The organism is Wandonia haliotis (assembly GCF_039523435.1).
Lineage (GTDB): Bacteria > Bacteroidota > Bacteroidia > Flavobacteriales_D > Crocinitomicaceae > Wandonia > Wandonia haliotis.
The window spans coordinates 948,174-963,608 of sequence record NZ_BAAAFH010000003.1; the positions used below are offsets into that span (position 1 = coordinate 948,174).

Genomic DNA, 15,435 nt, shown 5'->3' on the forward strand with positions numbered 1-15,435 from the left:
CAAAATTTAAGGAAGCTGATATGTAATTTTCGTGGTAGTTTTTGTTATATTGTAAACGCAAAACTATGACACCCATGGAAAAACAGAACCGCAACTTTATTCGTTTCTGGGACAGGATTCGAAGAATCAATAAGTGGAGATTTATTATTCCCGTTGGCTTTTTTTCAGGACTGGGTATTTTCGGATTGTGGCAATTGATACGGATAGGAGAACAGGATATAGCACTGTTTTTACTTGAGTTGGTAGCAGCCATTTTACTGGGGGTATTCTGTTTAGGAAGGCTGGCGTGGTTGTATAACGAAAAGAAATTTATCCGCAAATTACGCCAATTAAATTCACCTCTTTTTAATTAATTTCCAACCCTTTTTTTAGTATTCCCGTCTGTAAAGGATAAAAGGGATGGTCTCCCAATTAATTTATTGTTAATCGGACAGGAATGGGAGTTTTGACTCCCATTTCTTTTAGCGGTTTACCATGTGTTGTGCAACAGCAGGGAAACAGTTATAAAGAGCTGTTTTCAGATCGTCGGAAATTTCTAATGTCTGAATGGCTTCTTTCATACATTTTAACCATTCTTCTTTTGCTTTTTCATCAATAGGATGGGGGAGGTGTCTCATACGCATCCGGGGGTGACCATATTTTTCATTGTAACGGGGAGGCCCACCCAGAAATTGGGATAGAAAACAAAATTGTTTATCCCGGATTCTGTCGAAATCATCTTTGAATAGAGGAGATAGTATAGGGTTCTTCTGGACAAGATCATAAAAATGTGTAACCAATTTCATGAGGTTATCATCTCCTAGGTGATCATATAAGGTTCGTATTTCAGACATAGAACAAAGTTACCAAAACAAAGGCAAACACTTGGAATGATTCTTGCTGTCTTTTTTGAGAAAAGGGAGTTTTTAACATCTGATTAATAAGGCAAATGTTTATATCTTAGTCGCATGAAACCACTTCAACCACCATATAACTTTGTCAACATACTTATGGCCGTATTTTTCGGGATAGTATCTTCTTTTGCTCAGGAAGAACTGCCGGTTGTAAATATTTCACAGGGAACGGCGAAGTGGAAGCTTACTCCGAAGCGTGGGGATGATTTTCTGAGTAATTATAAAGTGTTTGCATCTAACCCTGAGACAAATTCGGCCTGGTTTCTTTATATAGCTCCATTTGATGGAGAGTTTAACATGTCGGTTGATCCTGGAAATGAGAATAGTATTTCTTTTGCTCTGTTCAATGTTGCAGGAGGGGAGTATTCGAAAGATATATACAACGGAAAAGCAGAAATAATCAGGGTGATGGCTCATCCAAAACCCGGGATAACTGGCCTTTCGAAGGGCGATGAGATTGATTCCGGAAATCGACTATATCCGGTACAATTGAAGCAAGGTCAGGAAGTCTTAATCTATCTGAATACGCAAAACCTATCCCTTAGGAGCGTGATGATAAATATCTGGCAATTATCTGATGCACGGGAAAAGGAAGACATTGTCCTGGATAAAAAAGTGATTGATTTGAGAAGGGACGATTTTATGAATCAATTACACCTGGTCGTGAAAGATGCTGAAACAGGATTACCTCTGATTGCTTCGGTCAATATTTCGGGAATGAAAGGAATCAGTAATTACTACGTTGCTTCTGATTTGTTTTTTGATATCGACCGATCGCGAACAATTTCGGTAAAGTGTGATAAAGAAGGTTACTTCTTCTTTTATAAGGATTTTGAAGTGCTAGATGATGTTGATAATGAGATTGTGGTTTTACTTGAGCCCCTTTCAACCGGAAAGAAATTAGGGTTACCCGAAATTCAGTTTGAGATGGGAACTTCCAACCCAACACCAAATGCCTATCAGATTATGAATCGACTGGCAGAATTTTTACTTTCTAATCCTGAAATACGAATCGAAATCGGAGGTCATGTTAATGAAACGGGAGATAATTCGTTTGCTGCCCGGAAAATTTCCGAAGCAAGAGCAAAACGGGTTTATAATTTTTTGATCGAAAAAGGTGTCGAAAAACAACGACTGGAATACAAAGGATACGGCAATACAGAGATGATATACCCCATGCCGAAAAATCACCACGAAGAACAGGCTAACCGGAGAGTGGAGATTACCATTCTCTGATTAGAAAATGATAAGCATTGTAACGGAGTTGGTATAATTTCCCCATTTTTGTACCATGAAGTATATTGTCCATATAGAAACCAGTACAAAGATGTGTTCGGTAGCCCTGTCGGGAAACGGAAAGATTATTGATTACAGAAACTATATGGAGGACGGTTATGCGCATAGTGAGAAATTAACCGTTTTACTGGAGGAGTTACTTTCAGCCTGTAATGTAAAGTTTAAAGAACTTGCTGCAATTAGTATTTCCGGAGGCCCGGGAAGTTATACCGGCTTACGTATTGGAGTTTCGACAGCCAAGGGACTGTGTTATGCTTTGAAAATTCCTTTGTTGGCAATTGACTCTTTGAAATGCCTCGCATTGTGGAGTCAGATGAACGAAGAAACGCGAAAAGCAGACTATATCTGTTCGCTCATTGATGCCAGACGTATGGAAGTTTTTAGTGCTGTCTATGATAAACAATTATCGGTCTTAAAACCCATATCGGCAGATATTATTGAAGAGGACTCTTATAGTGAGCTGTTTGGAGATAAAACTGTTGTGTTATTAGGAGATGGTGCTGAAAAACTGAAGGAGAAGTGGGAAGGGAGAACTAATTTGATTTTTTCCGGTTGGATTGCTGATGCACGGGGACAGGCAGAAGAAGCTTTCAAAATGTTCGAAGCGGGAACATTTTCTGATTTGGCGTATTATGAGCCTTTTTACCTCAAAGACTTTATTGCCGGAAAGAAAAAAGGGTAGCTATGTGCCACCCTTCTAAGAAATTCAAGTTTAACCATGTTGTTAAACCTTCATAATATCAACTTCTTTAAGTTCAATTAATTCATCAACCTTAGAAACAAAAGAGTTTGTAAGATCCTGAATTTTAGCTTCTCCTACTTTTACAATATCCTCAGAGAGCCCATCATTTTTCAAATCCTTCATCATGTCCATTGCTTCCTTTCTGTTGTTTCGAATGGCAACTTTGGCATTTTCTCCTTCGGCTTTTGATTTCTTCACCAATTCCCGTCTTCTTTCTTCTGTAAGCGCAGGAACATTAATAATCAACATTTCTCCGTTATTCTGAGGGGCAAGCCCCAGGTTGGCGTTGATAATTCCTTTTGCTACTTCATCCAGTATATTTCGTTCCCAGGGCTGTACAGTAAGTGTACGTGCATCCATTGTGTTAATATTAGCTACCTGAGCAATCGGGGTAGGAGCTCCATAATAATCAACGGTTACACTGTCAAGCATTGATGGAGTTGCCTTTCCGGCACGAATCTTTTCAAGTTCACTTACCAGGTGAGCAACTGACTTTTCATTTGCTCCCTTGAACTCATCCATGACTAATTGAACTTCTTCTGTCATAATTCTAATTTGTACGCAAATATAAAAAGTTTAACCTTTTACGAGTGTTCCGACCTGATCTCCTTTTATAATTCGTTTAAGATTTCCTTTTGCATTCATATCAAAAACGATAATCGGAAGATCATTCTCTTTACACAGAGTAAAGGCTGTCATATCCATTACATTCAATCCTTTTTCATAGACTTCGTCAAATGAAATCGTCTCGTATTTTTCGGCAGAAGGATCTTTTTCAGGATCGGCCGTATAAATACCATCAACACGTGTCCCTTTAAGAATAACATCTGCATTGATTTCAATGGCTCGAAGTGATGCAGCTGAGTCGGTAGTGAAATAAGGATTTCCTGTTCCGGCTCCGAAAATAACGACGCGTCCTTTTTCGAGGTGACGTACTGCTCTTCTTCTCACAAAAGGCTCTGCTATTTCTTTCATCTCAATAGCTGATTGAAGACGGGTTTTTACACCTTTGGACTCAAGTGAAGCCTGTAAGGCCATACTATTGATCATAGTTGCGAGCATCCCCATATAGTCACCATGTGTACGATCCATTCCGCCTTGCTCTGCCTGAACTCCACGGAAGATATTTCCACCACCGATTACGATTGCAATCTCAACTCCTTTTTCATGGGCTTCTTTAATCTGTTCGGCATATTCGGATAGTCTTGTGTTATCGATCCCGAACTGTTTTTCTCCCATCAGGGCTTCACCACTTAGCTTTAATAAGATTCTTTTGTACTTCACGATGCAAATATTGGGCAAAAAAAAGAGAGAAACTAGTTTCTCTCTTTTTTATTTTTAATTATTTCTTAGCTCAACGCTACTCGTTTAAAATCTGTAACGGTTAATCCGCTTTCAGATTGATTGAGGAACTGCTCAACCGTAAGTTTGTTATCACGTACGAAAGGCTGGCTTAACAATGTATTCTCCTTGAAGAATTTTGCAAGACGACCCTGAGCAATCTTCTCAGCCATATCAGCTGGTTTACCTTCCTGAATAGCCAATTCTTTACCTACTTCGATCTCACGTTGGATAGTATTTTCATCAACACCATCTTTGTTAAGAGCGATAGGATTCATTGCAGCTACCTGCATAGCTACCTGCTTACCTGCGTCAGCAGCAGTATCTCCGGATTTGTTCAATCCTACTAAAGTAGCCAATTGGTTTCCTGGGTGGTTATAAGCTACTACATTCTCTGTACGAACAACTTCATACTTGGAAAGGTCAAGCTTTTCTCCAATTACACCGATTTGCTCAACGATTTTCTCATCAATTGTAAGTTTCTCGTCGTATTTCAAACCTTTCAATTCTTCGATAGAAGCAGGAAGGTTCTCTACAGCGATTTTTACGATTGACTCTACAAAAGCGCGGAAATCATCATTTTTAGCAACGAAGTCAGTTTCACAGTTTAATGCTAAAAGAACACCTGCTTTTCCGTCAGCAGTTGCCTCAGCAAAAACTAATCCTTCTTTTGCTTCGTTATCTCCACGTTTTGCTGCAATTTTTTGACCTTTCTTACGAAGGATGTCAATTGCTTGCTCCATATCTCCGTCCGCTTCAACAAGAGCTTTTTTGCAGTCCATCATTCCTGCTCCTGTTTTCTTGCGTAACTCGTTTACTTGTGCAGCTGTAATTGCCATTGTATTTTGATTCTTTAAGTGATTAATCGTTGTTTTCTACATTCTCCTCAGTAGCTTCAGCTTTTTTTGCTGTCTCTTTTGGAGCTTGTTCTTTCTCGTCCTTTGCTTTGTCTTTAGAAGCTTTACGCTCTTCAAGACCTTCTGCAACCGCAGCAACAACTACATCCATAATCTTAGCGATGGATTTTGTTGCATCGTCGTTAGCCGGGATCGGGAAATCAACTGCGCGAGGGTCAGAGTTTGTATCAACCATCGCAAAAGTTGGTATATTAAGACGTTTTGCTTCTCTTACTGTAATTGACTCTTTCAATACGTCAACTACAAAGATAGCTGCGGGAAGACGTGTCATATCCGCGATAGAACCGAAGTTCTTATCCAATTTTTCACGTTGACGTGTTTTGAAAAGACGCTCACGCTTGTTCAATGTTTCCCAGGTTCCGTCCGTCTTCATTTTATCAATCCCTGTCATTTTACGGATTGATTTACGAGTTGTAGCGAAGTTGGTAAGCATACCACCTGTCCAACGTTCTACTACGTAAGGCATGTTCACTGCTTTAGCACGTTCTGCAACGATTTCTTTTGCTTGCTTCTTAGTTGCAACAAAAAGAATTTTCTTACCGCTTTTTGCGATTTGTTTCATTGCAGCACCTGCTTGCTCAAGATGAGCGATAGTCTTATTTAAGTCAATGATGTGGATGCCTTTCTTCTCATCGAAGATGTAAGGAGCCATATTAGGGTTCCACTTTCTCTTAAGGTGTCCGAAGTGTACACCTGCGTCGAGCAATTCTTGAAAATCTACTTTTGACATTTTTTTTCTTTTTCTTGTTTACCTTCTTTTTAGTTCAGTACATCAGGAGATGTTTATAATTCCTGATAACTTAGATACTAAACAATCGCCAAAAAAGGAATTAACGTTTACTAAACTGGAATTTCTTACGAGCTTTTGGCTGACCTGGTTTCTTACGCTCTACCATTCTTGGGTCACGTGTCATCAAACCTTCTGCTTTCAGAAGAGGCTTGAACTCAGGATCTAACTCAACCAATGCTCTGGAGATACCCAAACGGATTGCTTCTGCCTGTCCGTTGATACCACCTCCATCAACACTTACTTTAATGTCATATTGACCTACAGTATTTGTTAATTCGAATGGCTGCTGGATTTTGGCGTGAAGCACTTCAATCGGGAAGAACTCCTTATAATCTTTCTTGTTCACAACAACTTGTCCCGTACCTTTAGAAAGGTAAACACGGGCAACCGCTGTTTTTCTTCTTCCTAACGCGTTGATTACGTCCATATCGTTATTTAATTGAATCCAAATTAATTACTTGAGGTTTTTGAGCCTCATGCTTGTGTTCTGTACCTACATAAACCTTAAGGTTTGTGTACAATGTTCTTCCAAGACGGTTTTTAGGAAGCATTCCTTTTACAGCCTTTTCAACAAGGCGCTCAGGGTGCTTTTCCATTACCTCTTTGGCAAGGAGTGTACGCTGTCCTCCAGGATAACCTGTGTGGCGGATGTACTCTTTCGTATCCATTTTAGATCCGGAAAGAGCTACTTTTTCAGCGTTGATGACAATAACATTGTCACCGCAGTCAACATGTGGCGTGAAGTTTGGCTTGTGTTTACCACGAATCAACTTCGCCACTTTAGAAGCCAAACGTCCCAACGTTTGCCCTTCTGCGTCTACAATAACCCATTGCTTATCAGCAGTTTCAGAGTTAGCAGACTGTGTTCTGTAACTTAGTGTATTCACGTCATTAACTTTTTTAAATAAGACTATTTTCCCAATTTGGGGTCGCAAAGATAAGGTGTTTAATTTTTATTAACAACATTCTTGTGAAAAAACCTTGATATTTAGCTTGTAGTGTAGTAGGCATGATCAGATGTATTTGGATGCTTCTCGTGCAGCTAACCCTTCGATCTTAAGATCGTGTAATAGTTGACGGACATAATCAGGGTTTGTCTTCGAGTATTCCCGGAGCGACCAGCCAATTGCTTTTTGAATGAAAAACTGCCGGTCATGCATAAGATTCCGGATACAGTTACTAAGTAGCTTTGTGTCGGTTTCTTGTTTGTATTTTAACTGAAATAACAGGGCTGTACGTTGGAGCCATATATTTTCGGAGGTAATCCACTTTTCGGTACAATTTTCCCACAGCTCTCTGTGCGGTTGTAATAGATTTCCAACAATTTTTGCCGCCAGAGCGTCCACGGTATCCCACCAACTTTTGGACAAAATGAGTTCCTCAATGTCGGTAAGATGTTTGTGCTTCAATTTCTTGTTATGTTTATCTAACAGATCAATAGCCGTGTATTGAAACTCTCTTTCTTCTTCCTCGAATAATGAAGCAGATAACGCAATAACTTCATCACCGGATAGTGTTTGGGGGAGTGTCTTGAACCAGTCTCGTTGGATTACTTTTCTGGGAGTAGATTTAACTCCCAGAAAAGTAAACTGGTTTTTCATATAAGTTTCCATCGGAAGAACATCTTCAGAGACAGCTACCTGTTCGAAATACTTTCGAAGCTCTGCGATATGTCCTTTGGAATTCATTTAGTGTTTTTAGTGTCCTGTTAGCTTAACTACAGGGATGTTTATTGTTGAGAGTTCAATGTTCTTTTGGATAGCATTGAATTGTCTGAATTCCTCAATGGCTTCAAGTACGTCGTAATTAATATCCTGACATTTGCTACCGTCAAGAACAACTTTCGAGTTTTCAGGAAGATTGTCGAGTGTCTGAATAATACTTCCCTTGTTTAGGAAGGTTACTTCTTCAGACAGGGAGATGTGTATTACTTCTTTTTCTCCCTCCTGAATCACTTTTCGGTTGTAATCGTTTTTGTAATTTTTTCTGAGAATAAAGAAAATAGCTACGATCATACCTGCACCAATTCCTTTAAGAAGATCAGTCGCTAATACTACTCCGATGGTAACAATAAACGGAAGGAATTGTTCCCAACCCAGTTTATACATGCTTTTGAATAAACTTACTTTGGCTAGTTTGTATCCGACCATAAGTAGGATTGCTCCCAAAGATGCCAGGGGAATCATATTTAGAACTCCGGGTATAAGTAGCACGGATATAATTAGGATAACACCATGTGTGATAGCTGAGAGTTTTGATTTGGCTCCTGAGTTGATATTGGCAGAACTTCTTACAATTACCTGAGTAATAGGAAGTCCTCCGATAAGCCCGGATACCATGTTTCCGACTCCTTGCGCTTTTAGCTCGCGATTGGTTGGGGTAACATTTTTCATCGGGTCAAGCTTATCTGTCGCTTCAACACTTAACAAACTTTCAAGACTTCCTACGATAGCAAGTGTGAAGGCAATGATGTATACGTTAGGGTTGGACAGAAGGCTGAAATCCGGTGTGTTGAAAATGTGGATTACTTCATCAAATGACTTGGCAATCGGGAGTAGTACAAGGTGTTCTCCTGTAAGCTGTAGCTCCGGAGCGTACCATCCGAAAAGTTGATTAATGACAATTCCTGTAACAACCACGAATAGTGCTCCTGGTAAATACTTGAACAAAGCAATTCGTTTCATAAATGGGCGTTCGAACAGGATTAAGATTCCCAAAGAAAGAATACCTATGATAACAGCACCCATCGTAAAGTGTTCGTATGCGTAGAGAATGTCTGAAAAAGTATTGTGTCCGTCAGCATGGTTGATATCCATATCTCCCATAGGTTCTTTGTCATACCCCAGAATGTGCGGGATTTCTTTCAAGATAAGCGTTAAACCAATAGCTGCTAACATTCCTTTGATAACTGACGAGGGAAAGTAATGACCGATTACTCCAAGTTTAAGGTATCCGGCAATAAGCTGAATAAGACCGGAAAGGAAAACGGCAAGAATAAGACCTTCGAAACTACCAAGTGTAGCGAGAGCTCCTGCCACAATAGTGATAAGTCCGGCAGCAGGTCCGGAAACTCCCAGTCTTGAACCACTTAAGGCTCCGACAACAATACCTCCGACAAACCCTGCGATGATACCGGAGAAGATGTTTGGCATACCGTCAACTCCGTCAACATCGGTAGAGGCAAAAGCGACTCCGAGACACAGGGGTAAGGCAACAAGGTAAACAACTAAACTTGCTGGAAGATCGTTCTTCCATGTAGAAAAAATAGATTTCTTTTTCATATTGATTTTGAACATTAAAACATAATAACCTTAAGTGTAGTCAGGTAGAATTATGCTGTATGTTCTGGTGGAGGGACAATTACGTTCTCCTCAATCTGAAAAAGTGAATAGATGTATCGGAACAAAGTGGCGTTTTTTCGTTTGCTTTCAAGAGGTTGGAAGCAAGAAAGAGAAAAATTCACAAAAAGTTTGTGAGGTTCTTCTTCGAAAATATTTGTCCGCCCGGAATTTGGATTTTCCTCCTCAAAAAACTCAACATCTACATTTCCCTGAAGATTTAGGGAATAGCTGATGGTGGTGTTGAAACAAAGCAGCAACATCATGAGTAAGAAAAAATAAATCTGTATGTTTCTTGGCGGGTTCACTCTGCAAAAATACGGAATGTTCACCACTCACTTCTCATATTTTTGTTAAAATATATTTCGGTTTTGTTAAATCAAAACTCTCGTTATGGTGTCCAGTACACCTGTTTTAGGGTGGATAAGGGTTATTTATTGAAATGATTTAAGTGTTTAACAATGAGAGTGTAAATAGTATTTCGAGAGCTATCTTTCTTGATGTTATCTCATATTGATCTTTTTCAACAGGGGTTTTATCAAATTGTTTAGGATCTTCGTAAGGAGTGGAGATTCGAAGATCAGCTCCGGGTACAACGGGGCAGCTTTCGTTGGCTTCTGAACAGGTCATAATTGCGATAAAGCCTTTTTTTGGGTTCTTCTCATGGTTGATAGTTTTGGAGAAGCATGTAACGGATAAATCGTCGGTGTACTTCACTTTGTAAACGGGGTTGTCTCCTGAAAAATCTCCTGAAATAGAATAACCGACGTTTAGTAGTGTTGTGATAGCGGTGGGGTTAATTAATGTGGCTTCTGTTCCGGCAGAGTATGTTTTTATTGATGAAAGTCCGTAAAATTCAGCTGCTACGGCTGCCCATACCTGCCCGAAAAAACTCCTTCGCGAGTTGTGCGTGCAAATATAGACAAGGTGGATATCCTGTTCCTGATTTATCTTATTTGTGATGTGTGAAGCAAGATGTTTTAGTGTTTGTTTGCGTTCTTCCGGTATTTCTGAAAAGTGTGAAGTGAGTTCCTGACAATAATGATAAAGAGACGTGTAGAGCATTTTACTTAGTATTTCCATTTGTTTGCAAGTGACACCAGGGATAGCATGACGGGTACTTCTATTAGTACACCTACTACTGTAGTGAGTGATGCACCTGAATCCAGTCCGAATAAAACAATGGCTACGGCAACAGCAAGTTCAAAGAAATTACTGGCGCCAATCATTGCGGACGGGGCGCAGATGTTATGTGGTAGTTTGAGATATTTACCGGCAATCCAACTCGTAAAAAAGATGATATAAGTTTGGAGGGTTAGTGGAATTGCGATTAGTAAAATGGTGAAAGGCTTTTCAATGATTTTTGTTCCTTGAAAAGCAAACAAGAGAATAAGTGTCGTTAATAAAGCGATGATGGATAGGGGACGGAGTGCTTTTAGGAAAGTGTTTTTAAACCAGATTTCTCCTTTTCGTTTTAGTAAGAAGGTGTTTGAAACATATCCTGCGGCAAGGGGGAGTACTACAAAGGTGACAACAGACGTGAAAAGTGCTTGAAAAGGAATTCCTATTTCCGATTGGTCTCCGACAGTCTGGATGCCAAACAGACTAAACAGCCCTCCTACTATCGGGATAAACAAAACCAGAAGAATCAAGTCGTTCACGGAGACCTGAACCAGAGTGTAGTTGGGGTCACCTTTAGTAAGGTAAGACCAGACAAATACCATGGCGGTACAAGGGGCTGCTCCCAGCAGAATTGCTCCGGCAAGATATTGTTCTGCTTCTTCAGGAGAAAGCCAGGCTTCGTAGATGTGATAGAAAAACAGCCAGGCAAAAAATGCCATGGTAAAAGGTTTAACCAACCAGTTGATAATAACTGTTAGTGTTAGTCCTTTGCTGTTTTTTGAGATAAAGCGAAGGCTGGAGAAGTCTATTTGTACCATCATCGGATAGATCATAAACCAGACGAGCACAGCCACCGGAATATTGACGGTAGAAATACTCCAATTGCTCAAAACTTGTATGGAGTCGCCCAATACATGTCCTAAACCAATTCCGGCAATGATACAAATGAGTACCCAAATGGTAAGGTACCGTTCAAAAAATCCCATGCTTCAGAAGTTGATTTAACAGCAATTTCCTCCCGGAGTGCAGGATGTTCCTTCACCGGATGTAAAATCACTCATCTTAATCTTTGGTTTTTCCTGTGGGATACCACATTTATCTTCTGCTAAACAGGCTGTCTGAGTGTTCAGTAACCGGAACGATTCGCCATCGAACGAAAGAGCATATTTTCCAATGGTTCCTGCCTGGTATTCAACTTCTACTTCCAGGTCGTCCAAATGAAGTTTTTCCTCAGATAGGGAAATGATTTGTAATAGCTTCTGCGGTGCAAGTCGATGATCGAAGTCATTAGCTTCCCATAATTGGAAATTGATAATCTTTTCGATGCGTTCGGTTCCTCCGCAGTCAATAAAATGTCGGGTGATGGCTCCTATTTCAGTTATATGAAAGTGGATAGGAACTAAATTACCATCAGGTAGTACGAAACGAACCTGATTAAGGTTGTGTAAGGCTGTTTTTATTTCTGATAATCTCATCGTGTTTTATTTTAGAATTAACAACAAGTCGAGTTAGTTGTACGGATTTGGTCGGTTATATCAGTGATCAATTCAGATAGCTTATCAAAAGTGGTGAGATCAAGGCAATAACAAATTGAGTTGCCCTCTATACTCCCTTTGATTATCCCTGCGTTTTTCAATTCTTTCAAATGCTGAGATATTGTTGCTTGAGCCAGAGGTAGTTGATCGACAATATCACCACAAATACAGCTTTTGGCTTGCAAAAGATATTCTATGATAGCAATTCTGGCGGGATGTCCCAGTGCTTTGAAGAGCAGAGCGGTCTCGTTCTGTTCGTTCGAAAAGGACGCTGACTTTGTTATTCCCATTTTTGATTTATTTTAATATTGCAATATTACGATAATGTTTTGGATTATGCAACCTTTGTATGTGAAGAGGTAATTAAGCTTCTATTAACTTCTAGTGAATAGGATAGCTGGAGGATAGATATGTGGCATTTTTGTCTGCAAAGAGGCAGGTATGAAGGTTTTTTTTGTTTTTCTATGTTTTTTCAGTTCGGTCGGCTTGCAGGCGCAACATAAAAAAGTCGAGAAAGAATACCCGGTGGCGGAAGAGAGGGTGCCTGAGAATGCGATCGTTTGTCTAAACTATTTCTCAGGTGTTCAATCGGGGAAATGGTTGATTGAGGAGAATGAGACGGGGCAACACTTTGAATTCAAAGGTAGGATCAATAGTCATTTTACCAGTGTGGAATTTACCGGGGAAGGCGATTTTCTGGATGTTGAAGTGGAAGTGAGGCTGAGTGAAATTCCGGATAGCATCGGGATAGCTATTAAAAAGCTGTTAGATGAAAGATATGATAAAATCAGGATTCGTAAGATTCAGATACAGTATTCGGGAAAATGCTCAGAAGTTGCTTTGAAAATAAGAAGGAAGGGGCTTCCTGTTGATTCGGATACGAAGTTTGAAGTGGTTGCCAGGGTGAAGAAAAAAGGAGTGCCAACTGCAGAGTATGAATTTCTTTTTTCGGCAGAAGGAGCGTTGGAAAGGTGCGCTGTTATTGTGCCGCGTAATACTGATATTCTGGATTACTGATATGAGAAGAGAACTGTGTTGGATATTAGTTTTCTGCTCAATTGGTTTTGCAGGAAAAAGTCAGGTTACGTTGGAGTCAGGAGTTTTGCCTGTACTTAATGTTAATTATAAAGTAAATACGAACTGGCGCTTGAATCTAAAGTCAGAGAACAGATTTGCTATCTGGCAGGTAAAACCAACTGCTTTTTCTCCGGCGTATGAATTATCAGATCTTTCTGTTGTGGTATCCCGGAAAGTCGGAGTTACGTCTTCAGCTGTGGGTGGATATTTGTTACGTTACCGTTCCGGTGAATTGTATCATCGATTTATTGTCCAGTTTTCTATAGTTAGAAAGTATCGGGGGATACGTCTTGGGCATCGGGTGAGTATGGATCATACACTGGCTTCCGTCGAGCGGTCAGTTTTTCGGTTGCGTTATCGGCTGACAGGAGAAATTGCATTAGAAGGATATGAGCTGGATCAGAAAGAGTGGTATCTAAAGCCGGGGATTGAATTTCTTCAGTCTCTACAGGCAGGTGGTTATGACCTGGAGGGGCGATTGACAACAAATCTGGGGTATTACTTTTCGGATTCCAATAAACTGGAATTCGGAGTCGATTATCGTTTAGGGGATTGGTTGACTACCGGAGGGCAGAGTCAAAATCTTTGGATAAAACTGGAATGGTATTATCAGTTTGGAAAGCGAAAATGAGATTAGCTTCCCGCAGGGACTACCATAACCGTAAGACGGCCGATACAAACTTTCTTTCCTGTTTCTTTCTCCGTCAGTACAGCATTCCAAACATGGGTTTTTGATCCTTTGTGAATGATCTCCGCACGGGCTACAACCGTTCCGCTTTTCATCCCTCTCAGATGATTGGCGTTGATTTCAAGACCTACAGGGACTTCCTTTTCCAGATCCAGAAGTAGTGCAGAACCTAGTGAACCAATAGATTCTATTAGGGCTGCGCTTGCCCCGCCATGAAGTAATCCAAGGGGTTGATGAGTTCTGTTGTCAACAGGCATTTCTGCTACAAGGTAATTTTCTCCTATTTCTGTAAAAACGATAGCAAGGTGCTCCATCAGGGTTCCCTTGTTCATCTCGTTAATCTTTTCCAGTGGAACTTGTTTTATCATGGTATTACGAAGCATTTTCTACAAATGTAAGGATAAAATCAGGGAGAATTTATGCGTGCATGAATCTAAAGATAGAGGAGGTGAAAAGTGAATTCTGAAAGAAAGAAAAAGAATAGTATTTCCATTCATCTTTTGACGATTCCATTTATCACATTTTTTAACAGGAAAAGTATCCGATTGTTACATTTGCTTTATCAAAACGTAATTAGATGAAACCAAGACATTTCGTTATCATAGGAAGTATTCTTGTTGTATTAGGCCTGATCTTTTTTCGGGTAAATTCAGGAGAGAAAGCCGAAAGTAAAAAAGCTACTGCTTCGAGTATTGTTTACCTGCCCGTTATGGAGGTAAATAATAAAGTGCGAAGCTTTTCGCTTGAAGCCTACGGACAAATTAATTCAAATCTGCAAATAGATCTGGCTTTTGAAGTTTCGGGACGACTGAAAAAAGGAGAAGTACAACTGAAACCAGGAGTTCGTTTTCGGCGTGGTCAGATACTTGCCGCTGTTGATAATAGTGAAACTGTTTTTACTTTAAGTGCCCGAAAAAGTTCATTTTTAACCTTGTTGGCGAATGTCATGGCAGATGTTAAACTGGATTATCCGGAGGAAGTCGGTAAGTGGACAAAATTCATGAATACAATTTCTATTGACAGTTATCTGCCGCCCCTTCCAAAGTTCAATTCAAAAAAGGAAGAGCTTTTTTTCACTACGCGAAACATTATAGCTGAGTTTAATACAATCCGAAGCCAGGAATTAAGACTGGAAAAGTATTTTTTTGTAGCTCCCTTTGATGGAACTATCACAGAAGTAGCAGCAGAACCAGGAGCTATTGTTAATCCGGGTACACCTGTAGCATCCATTATAAAAACCGGAGATTATGAAGTGAAAATTCCGATAATGCTTAAAGATATCACCTTCTTTGAAGAAAAAGGAACCATTGAGGTGACTGATGCTTCAGGAATACAAATCGGTAAGGGTAGACTTAGTCGTATTTCTAATGTAATCAACCGGAATACTCAATCTGTTGATGCTTACTTCAGTATTGAACCTTTACCGGGTAAAAAGATATTCAATGGAATGTACGTAAACGCGAAGATGAACAAAGAATCGATAGCGGAAGCAATGGCAGTACCGTTTTTGTGTGTTAAGGAAAATACAGTGAACATAATAAAAGATAGTGCTATCGTATCGGTTCCGGTCCAGGTATTGGCTTCTGTTCCGGATACACTTCTTGTAGCAGGATTAAAAAACGGGGACTTTGTCATTACCGATCAGGTAGCAAATGTTCCGGATTCAATGCGTATCGTTGGAATCAAAAAAATGTAA

Annotated in this window: 20 protein-coding genes; 6 read left to right on the forward strand and 14 right to left on the reverse strand. The window is 39.9% G+C overall.

Annotated elements, in window-relative coordinates; genetic code table 11:
* Positions 1–74 precede the first annotated feature (74 nt).
* Positions 75–353, forward strand: coding sequence for a hypothetical protein (locus ABDZ97_RS04805; RefSeq protein WP_343785429.1), 279 nt, complete (start codon positions 75–77; stop codon positions 351–353).
* A gap of 108 nt (positions 354–461) precedes the next feature.
* Here the strand turns inward: ABDZ97_RS04805 and ABDZ97_RS04810 are convergent, their stop codons facing one another.
* The gene (locus ABDZ97_RS04810) at positions 462–833 is read right to left on the reverse strand and encodes a globin domain-containing protein (RefSeq protein WP_343785430.1); all 372 of its coding nucleotides are present in this window, start codon (positions 831–833) and stop codon (positions 462–464) included.
* A gap of 114 nt (positions 834–947) precedes the next feature.
* Between ABDZ97_RS04810 and ABDZ97_RS04815 the strand changes: the two genes are divergently transcribed.
* Positions 948–2,129, forward strand: coding sequence for an OmpA family protein (locus tag ABDZ97_RS04815; protein WP_343785431.1), 1,182 nt, complete (start codon positions 948–950; stop codon positions 2,127–2,129).
* 55 nt (positions 2,130–2,184) lie between these two features.
* Positions 2,185–2,871, forward strand: a complete 687-nt coding sequence (gene tsaB / locus ABDZ97_RS04820) for a tRNA (adenosine(37)-N6)-threonylcarbamoyltransferase complex dimerization subunit type 1 TsaB (RefSeq protein WP_343785432.1) — start codon at positions 2,185–2,187, stop codon at positions 2,869–2,871.
* Between the two features lie 42 nt (positions 2,872–2,913).
* Here the strand turns inward: tsaB and frr are convergent, their stop codons facing one another.
* The 12 genes from frr to ABDZ97_RS04880 form a co-directional block, all read right to left on the reverse strand.
* Positions 2,914–3,477 (reverse strand): ribosome recycling factor, encoded by a 564-nt coding sequence (frr, locus tag ABDZ97_RS04825; protein WP_343785433.1) that lies wholly within the window; start codon positions 3,475–3,477, stop codon positions 2,914–2,916.
* A 30-nt stretch (positions 3,478–3,507) separates the two neighbouring features.
* Positions 3,508–4,215 carry a UMP kinase gene (pyrH, locus tag ABDZ97_RS04830; RefSeq protein WP_343785434.1) on the reverse strand — a complete coding sequence of 236 codons (708 nt, stop codon included), beginning with the start codon at positions 4,213–4,215 and terminating at the stop codon, positions 3,508–3,510.
* Positions 4,216–4,280: 65 nt separating this feature from the next.
* Positions 4,281–5,111, reverse strand: a complete 831-nt coding sequence (gene tsf, locus ABDZ97_RS04835; RefSeq protein ID WP_343785435.1) for a translation elongation factor Ts — start codon at positions 5,109–5,111, stop codon at positions 4,281–4,283.
* A 22-nt stretch (positions 5,112–5,133) separates the two neighbouring features.
* Entirely contained in the window at positions 5,134–5,919 is a 786-nt protein-coding gene (gene rpsB / locus ABDZ97_RS04840) for a 30S ribosomal protein S2 (RefSeq protein WP_343785436.1), read from the reverse strand.
* A 100-nt stretch (positions 5,920–6,019) separates the two neighbouring features.
* The gene (gene rpsI, locus ABDZ97_RS04845) at positions 6,020–6,406 is read right to left on the reverse strand and encodes a 30S ribosomal protein S9 (RefSeq protein WP_343785437.1); all 387 of its coding nucleotides are present in this window, start codon (positions 6,404–6,406) and stop codon (positions 6,020–6,022) included.
* A gap of 4 nt (positions 6,407–6,410) precedes the next feature.
* Positions 6,411–6,866: a 50S ribosomal protein L13 gene (rplM, locus tag ABDZ97_RS04850; RefSeq protein WP_343785438.1), complete on the reverse strand. Its 456-nt coding sequence runs from the start codon at positions 6,864–6,866 to the stop codon at positions 6,411–6,413.
* Between the two features lie 126 nt (positions 6,867–6,992).
* Positions 6,993–7,667 carry a DNA alkylation repair protein gene (locus tag ABDZ97_RS04855; RefSeq protein WP_343785439.1) on the reverse strand — a complete coding sequence of 225 codons (675 nt, stop codon included), beginning with the start codon at positions 7,665–7,667 and terminating at the stop codon, positions 6,993–6,995.
* A gap of 9 nt (positions 7,668–7,676) precedes the next feature.
* Positions 7,677–9,260 (reverse strand): SulP family inorganic anion transporter, encoded by a 1,584-nt coding sequence (locus ABDZ97_RS04860; RefSeq protein ID WP_343785440.1) that lies wholly within the window; start codon positions 9,258–9,260, stop codon positions 7,677–7,679.
* Positions 9,261–9,764: 504 nt separating this feature from the next.
* Complete coding sequence (locus tag ABDZ97_RS04865) at positions 9,765–10,400, reverse strand: low molecular weight phosphatase family protein (RefSeq protein WP_343785441.1); 636 nt, start codon at positions 10,398–10,400, stop codon at positions 9,765–9,767.
* Entirely contained in the window at positions 10,388–11,425 is a 1,038-nt protein-coding gene (gene arsB / locus ABDZ97_RS04870; RefSeq protein WP_343785442.1) for an ACR3 family arsenite efflux transporter, read from the reverse strand. The genes ABDZ97_RS04865 and arsB overlap by 13 nt, the downstream gene beginning before the upstream one ends.
* A 15-nt stretch (positions 11,426–11,440) precedes the next feature.
* Positions 11,441–11,914, reverse strand: a complete 474-nt coding sequence (locus ABDZ97_RS04875) for a DUF6428 family protein (protein ID WP_343785443.1) — start codon at positions 11,912–11,914, stop codon at positions 11,441–11,443.
* 17 nt (positions 11,915–11,931) lie between these two features.
* Positions 11,932–12,264 carry an ArsR/SmtB family transcription factor gene (locus ABDZ97_RS04880; protein ID WP_343785444.1) on the reverse strand — a complete coding sequence of 111 codons (333 nt, stop codon included), beginning with the start codon at positions 12,262–12,264 and terminating at the stop codon, positions 11,932–11,934.
* Positions 12,265–12,415: 151 nt separating this feature from the next.
* Here ABDZ97_RS04880 and ABDZ97_RS04885 point away from each other — a divergent pair, with 151 nt between their 5' ends.
* On the forward strand, positions 12,416–12,991 hold the full coding sequence (locus ABDZ97_RS04885) for a hypothetical protein (protein ID WP_343785445.1): 576 nt from the start codon (positions 12,416–12,418) through the stop codon (positions 12,989–12,991).
* 1 nt (position 12,992) lies between these two features.
* Complete coding sequence (locus ABDZ97_RS04890; RefSeq protein ID WP_343785447.1) at positions 12,993–13,682, forward strand: DUF2490 domain-containing protein; 690 nt, start codon at positions 12,993–12,995, stop codon at positions 13,680–13,682.
* A 2-nt stretch (positions 13,683–13,684) separates the two neighbouring features.
* Here ABDZ97_RS04890 and ABDZ97_RS04895 read toward each other — a convergent pair whose 3' ends face one another.
* A complete protein-coding gene (locus tag ABDZ97_RS04895) occupies positions 13,685–14,107 on the reverse strand; it encodes a hotdog fold thioesterase (RefSeq protein WP_343785448.1) in 423 nt (140 codons plus the stop codon).
* Between the two features lie 209 nt (positions 14,108–14,316).
* On the opposite strand from ABDZ97_RS04895, the gene ABDZ97_RS04900 reads away from it, so the two are divergent.
* On the forward strand, positions 14,317–15,435 hold the full coding sequence (locus ABDZ97_RS04900) for an efflux RND transporter periplasmic adaptor subunit (protein WP_343785449.1): 1,119 nt from the start codon (positions 14,317–14,319) through the stop codon (positions 15,433–15,435).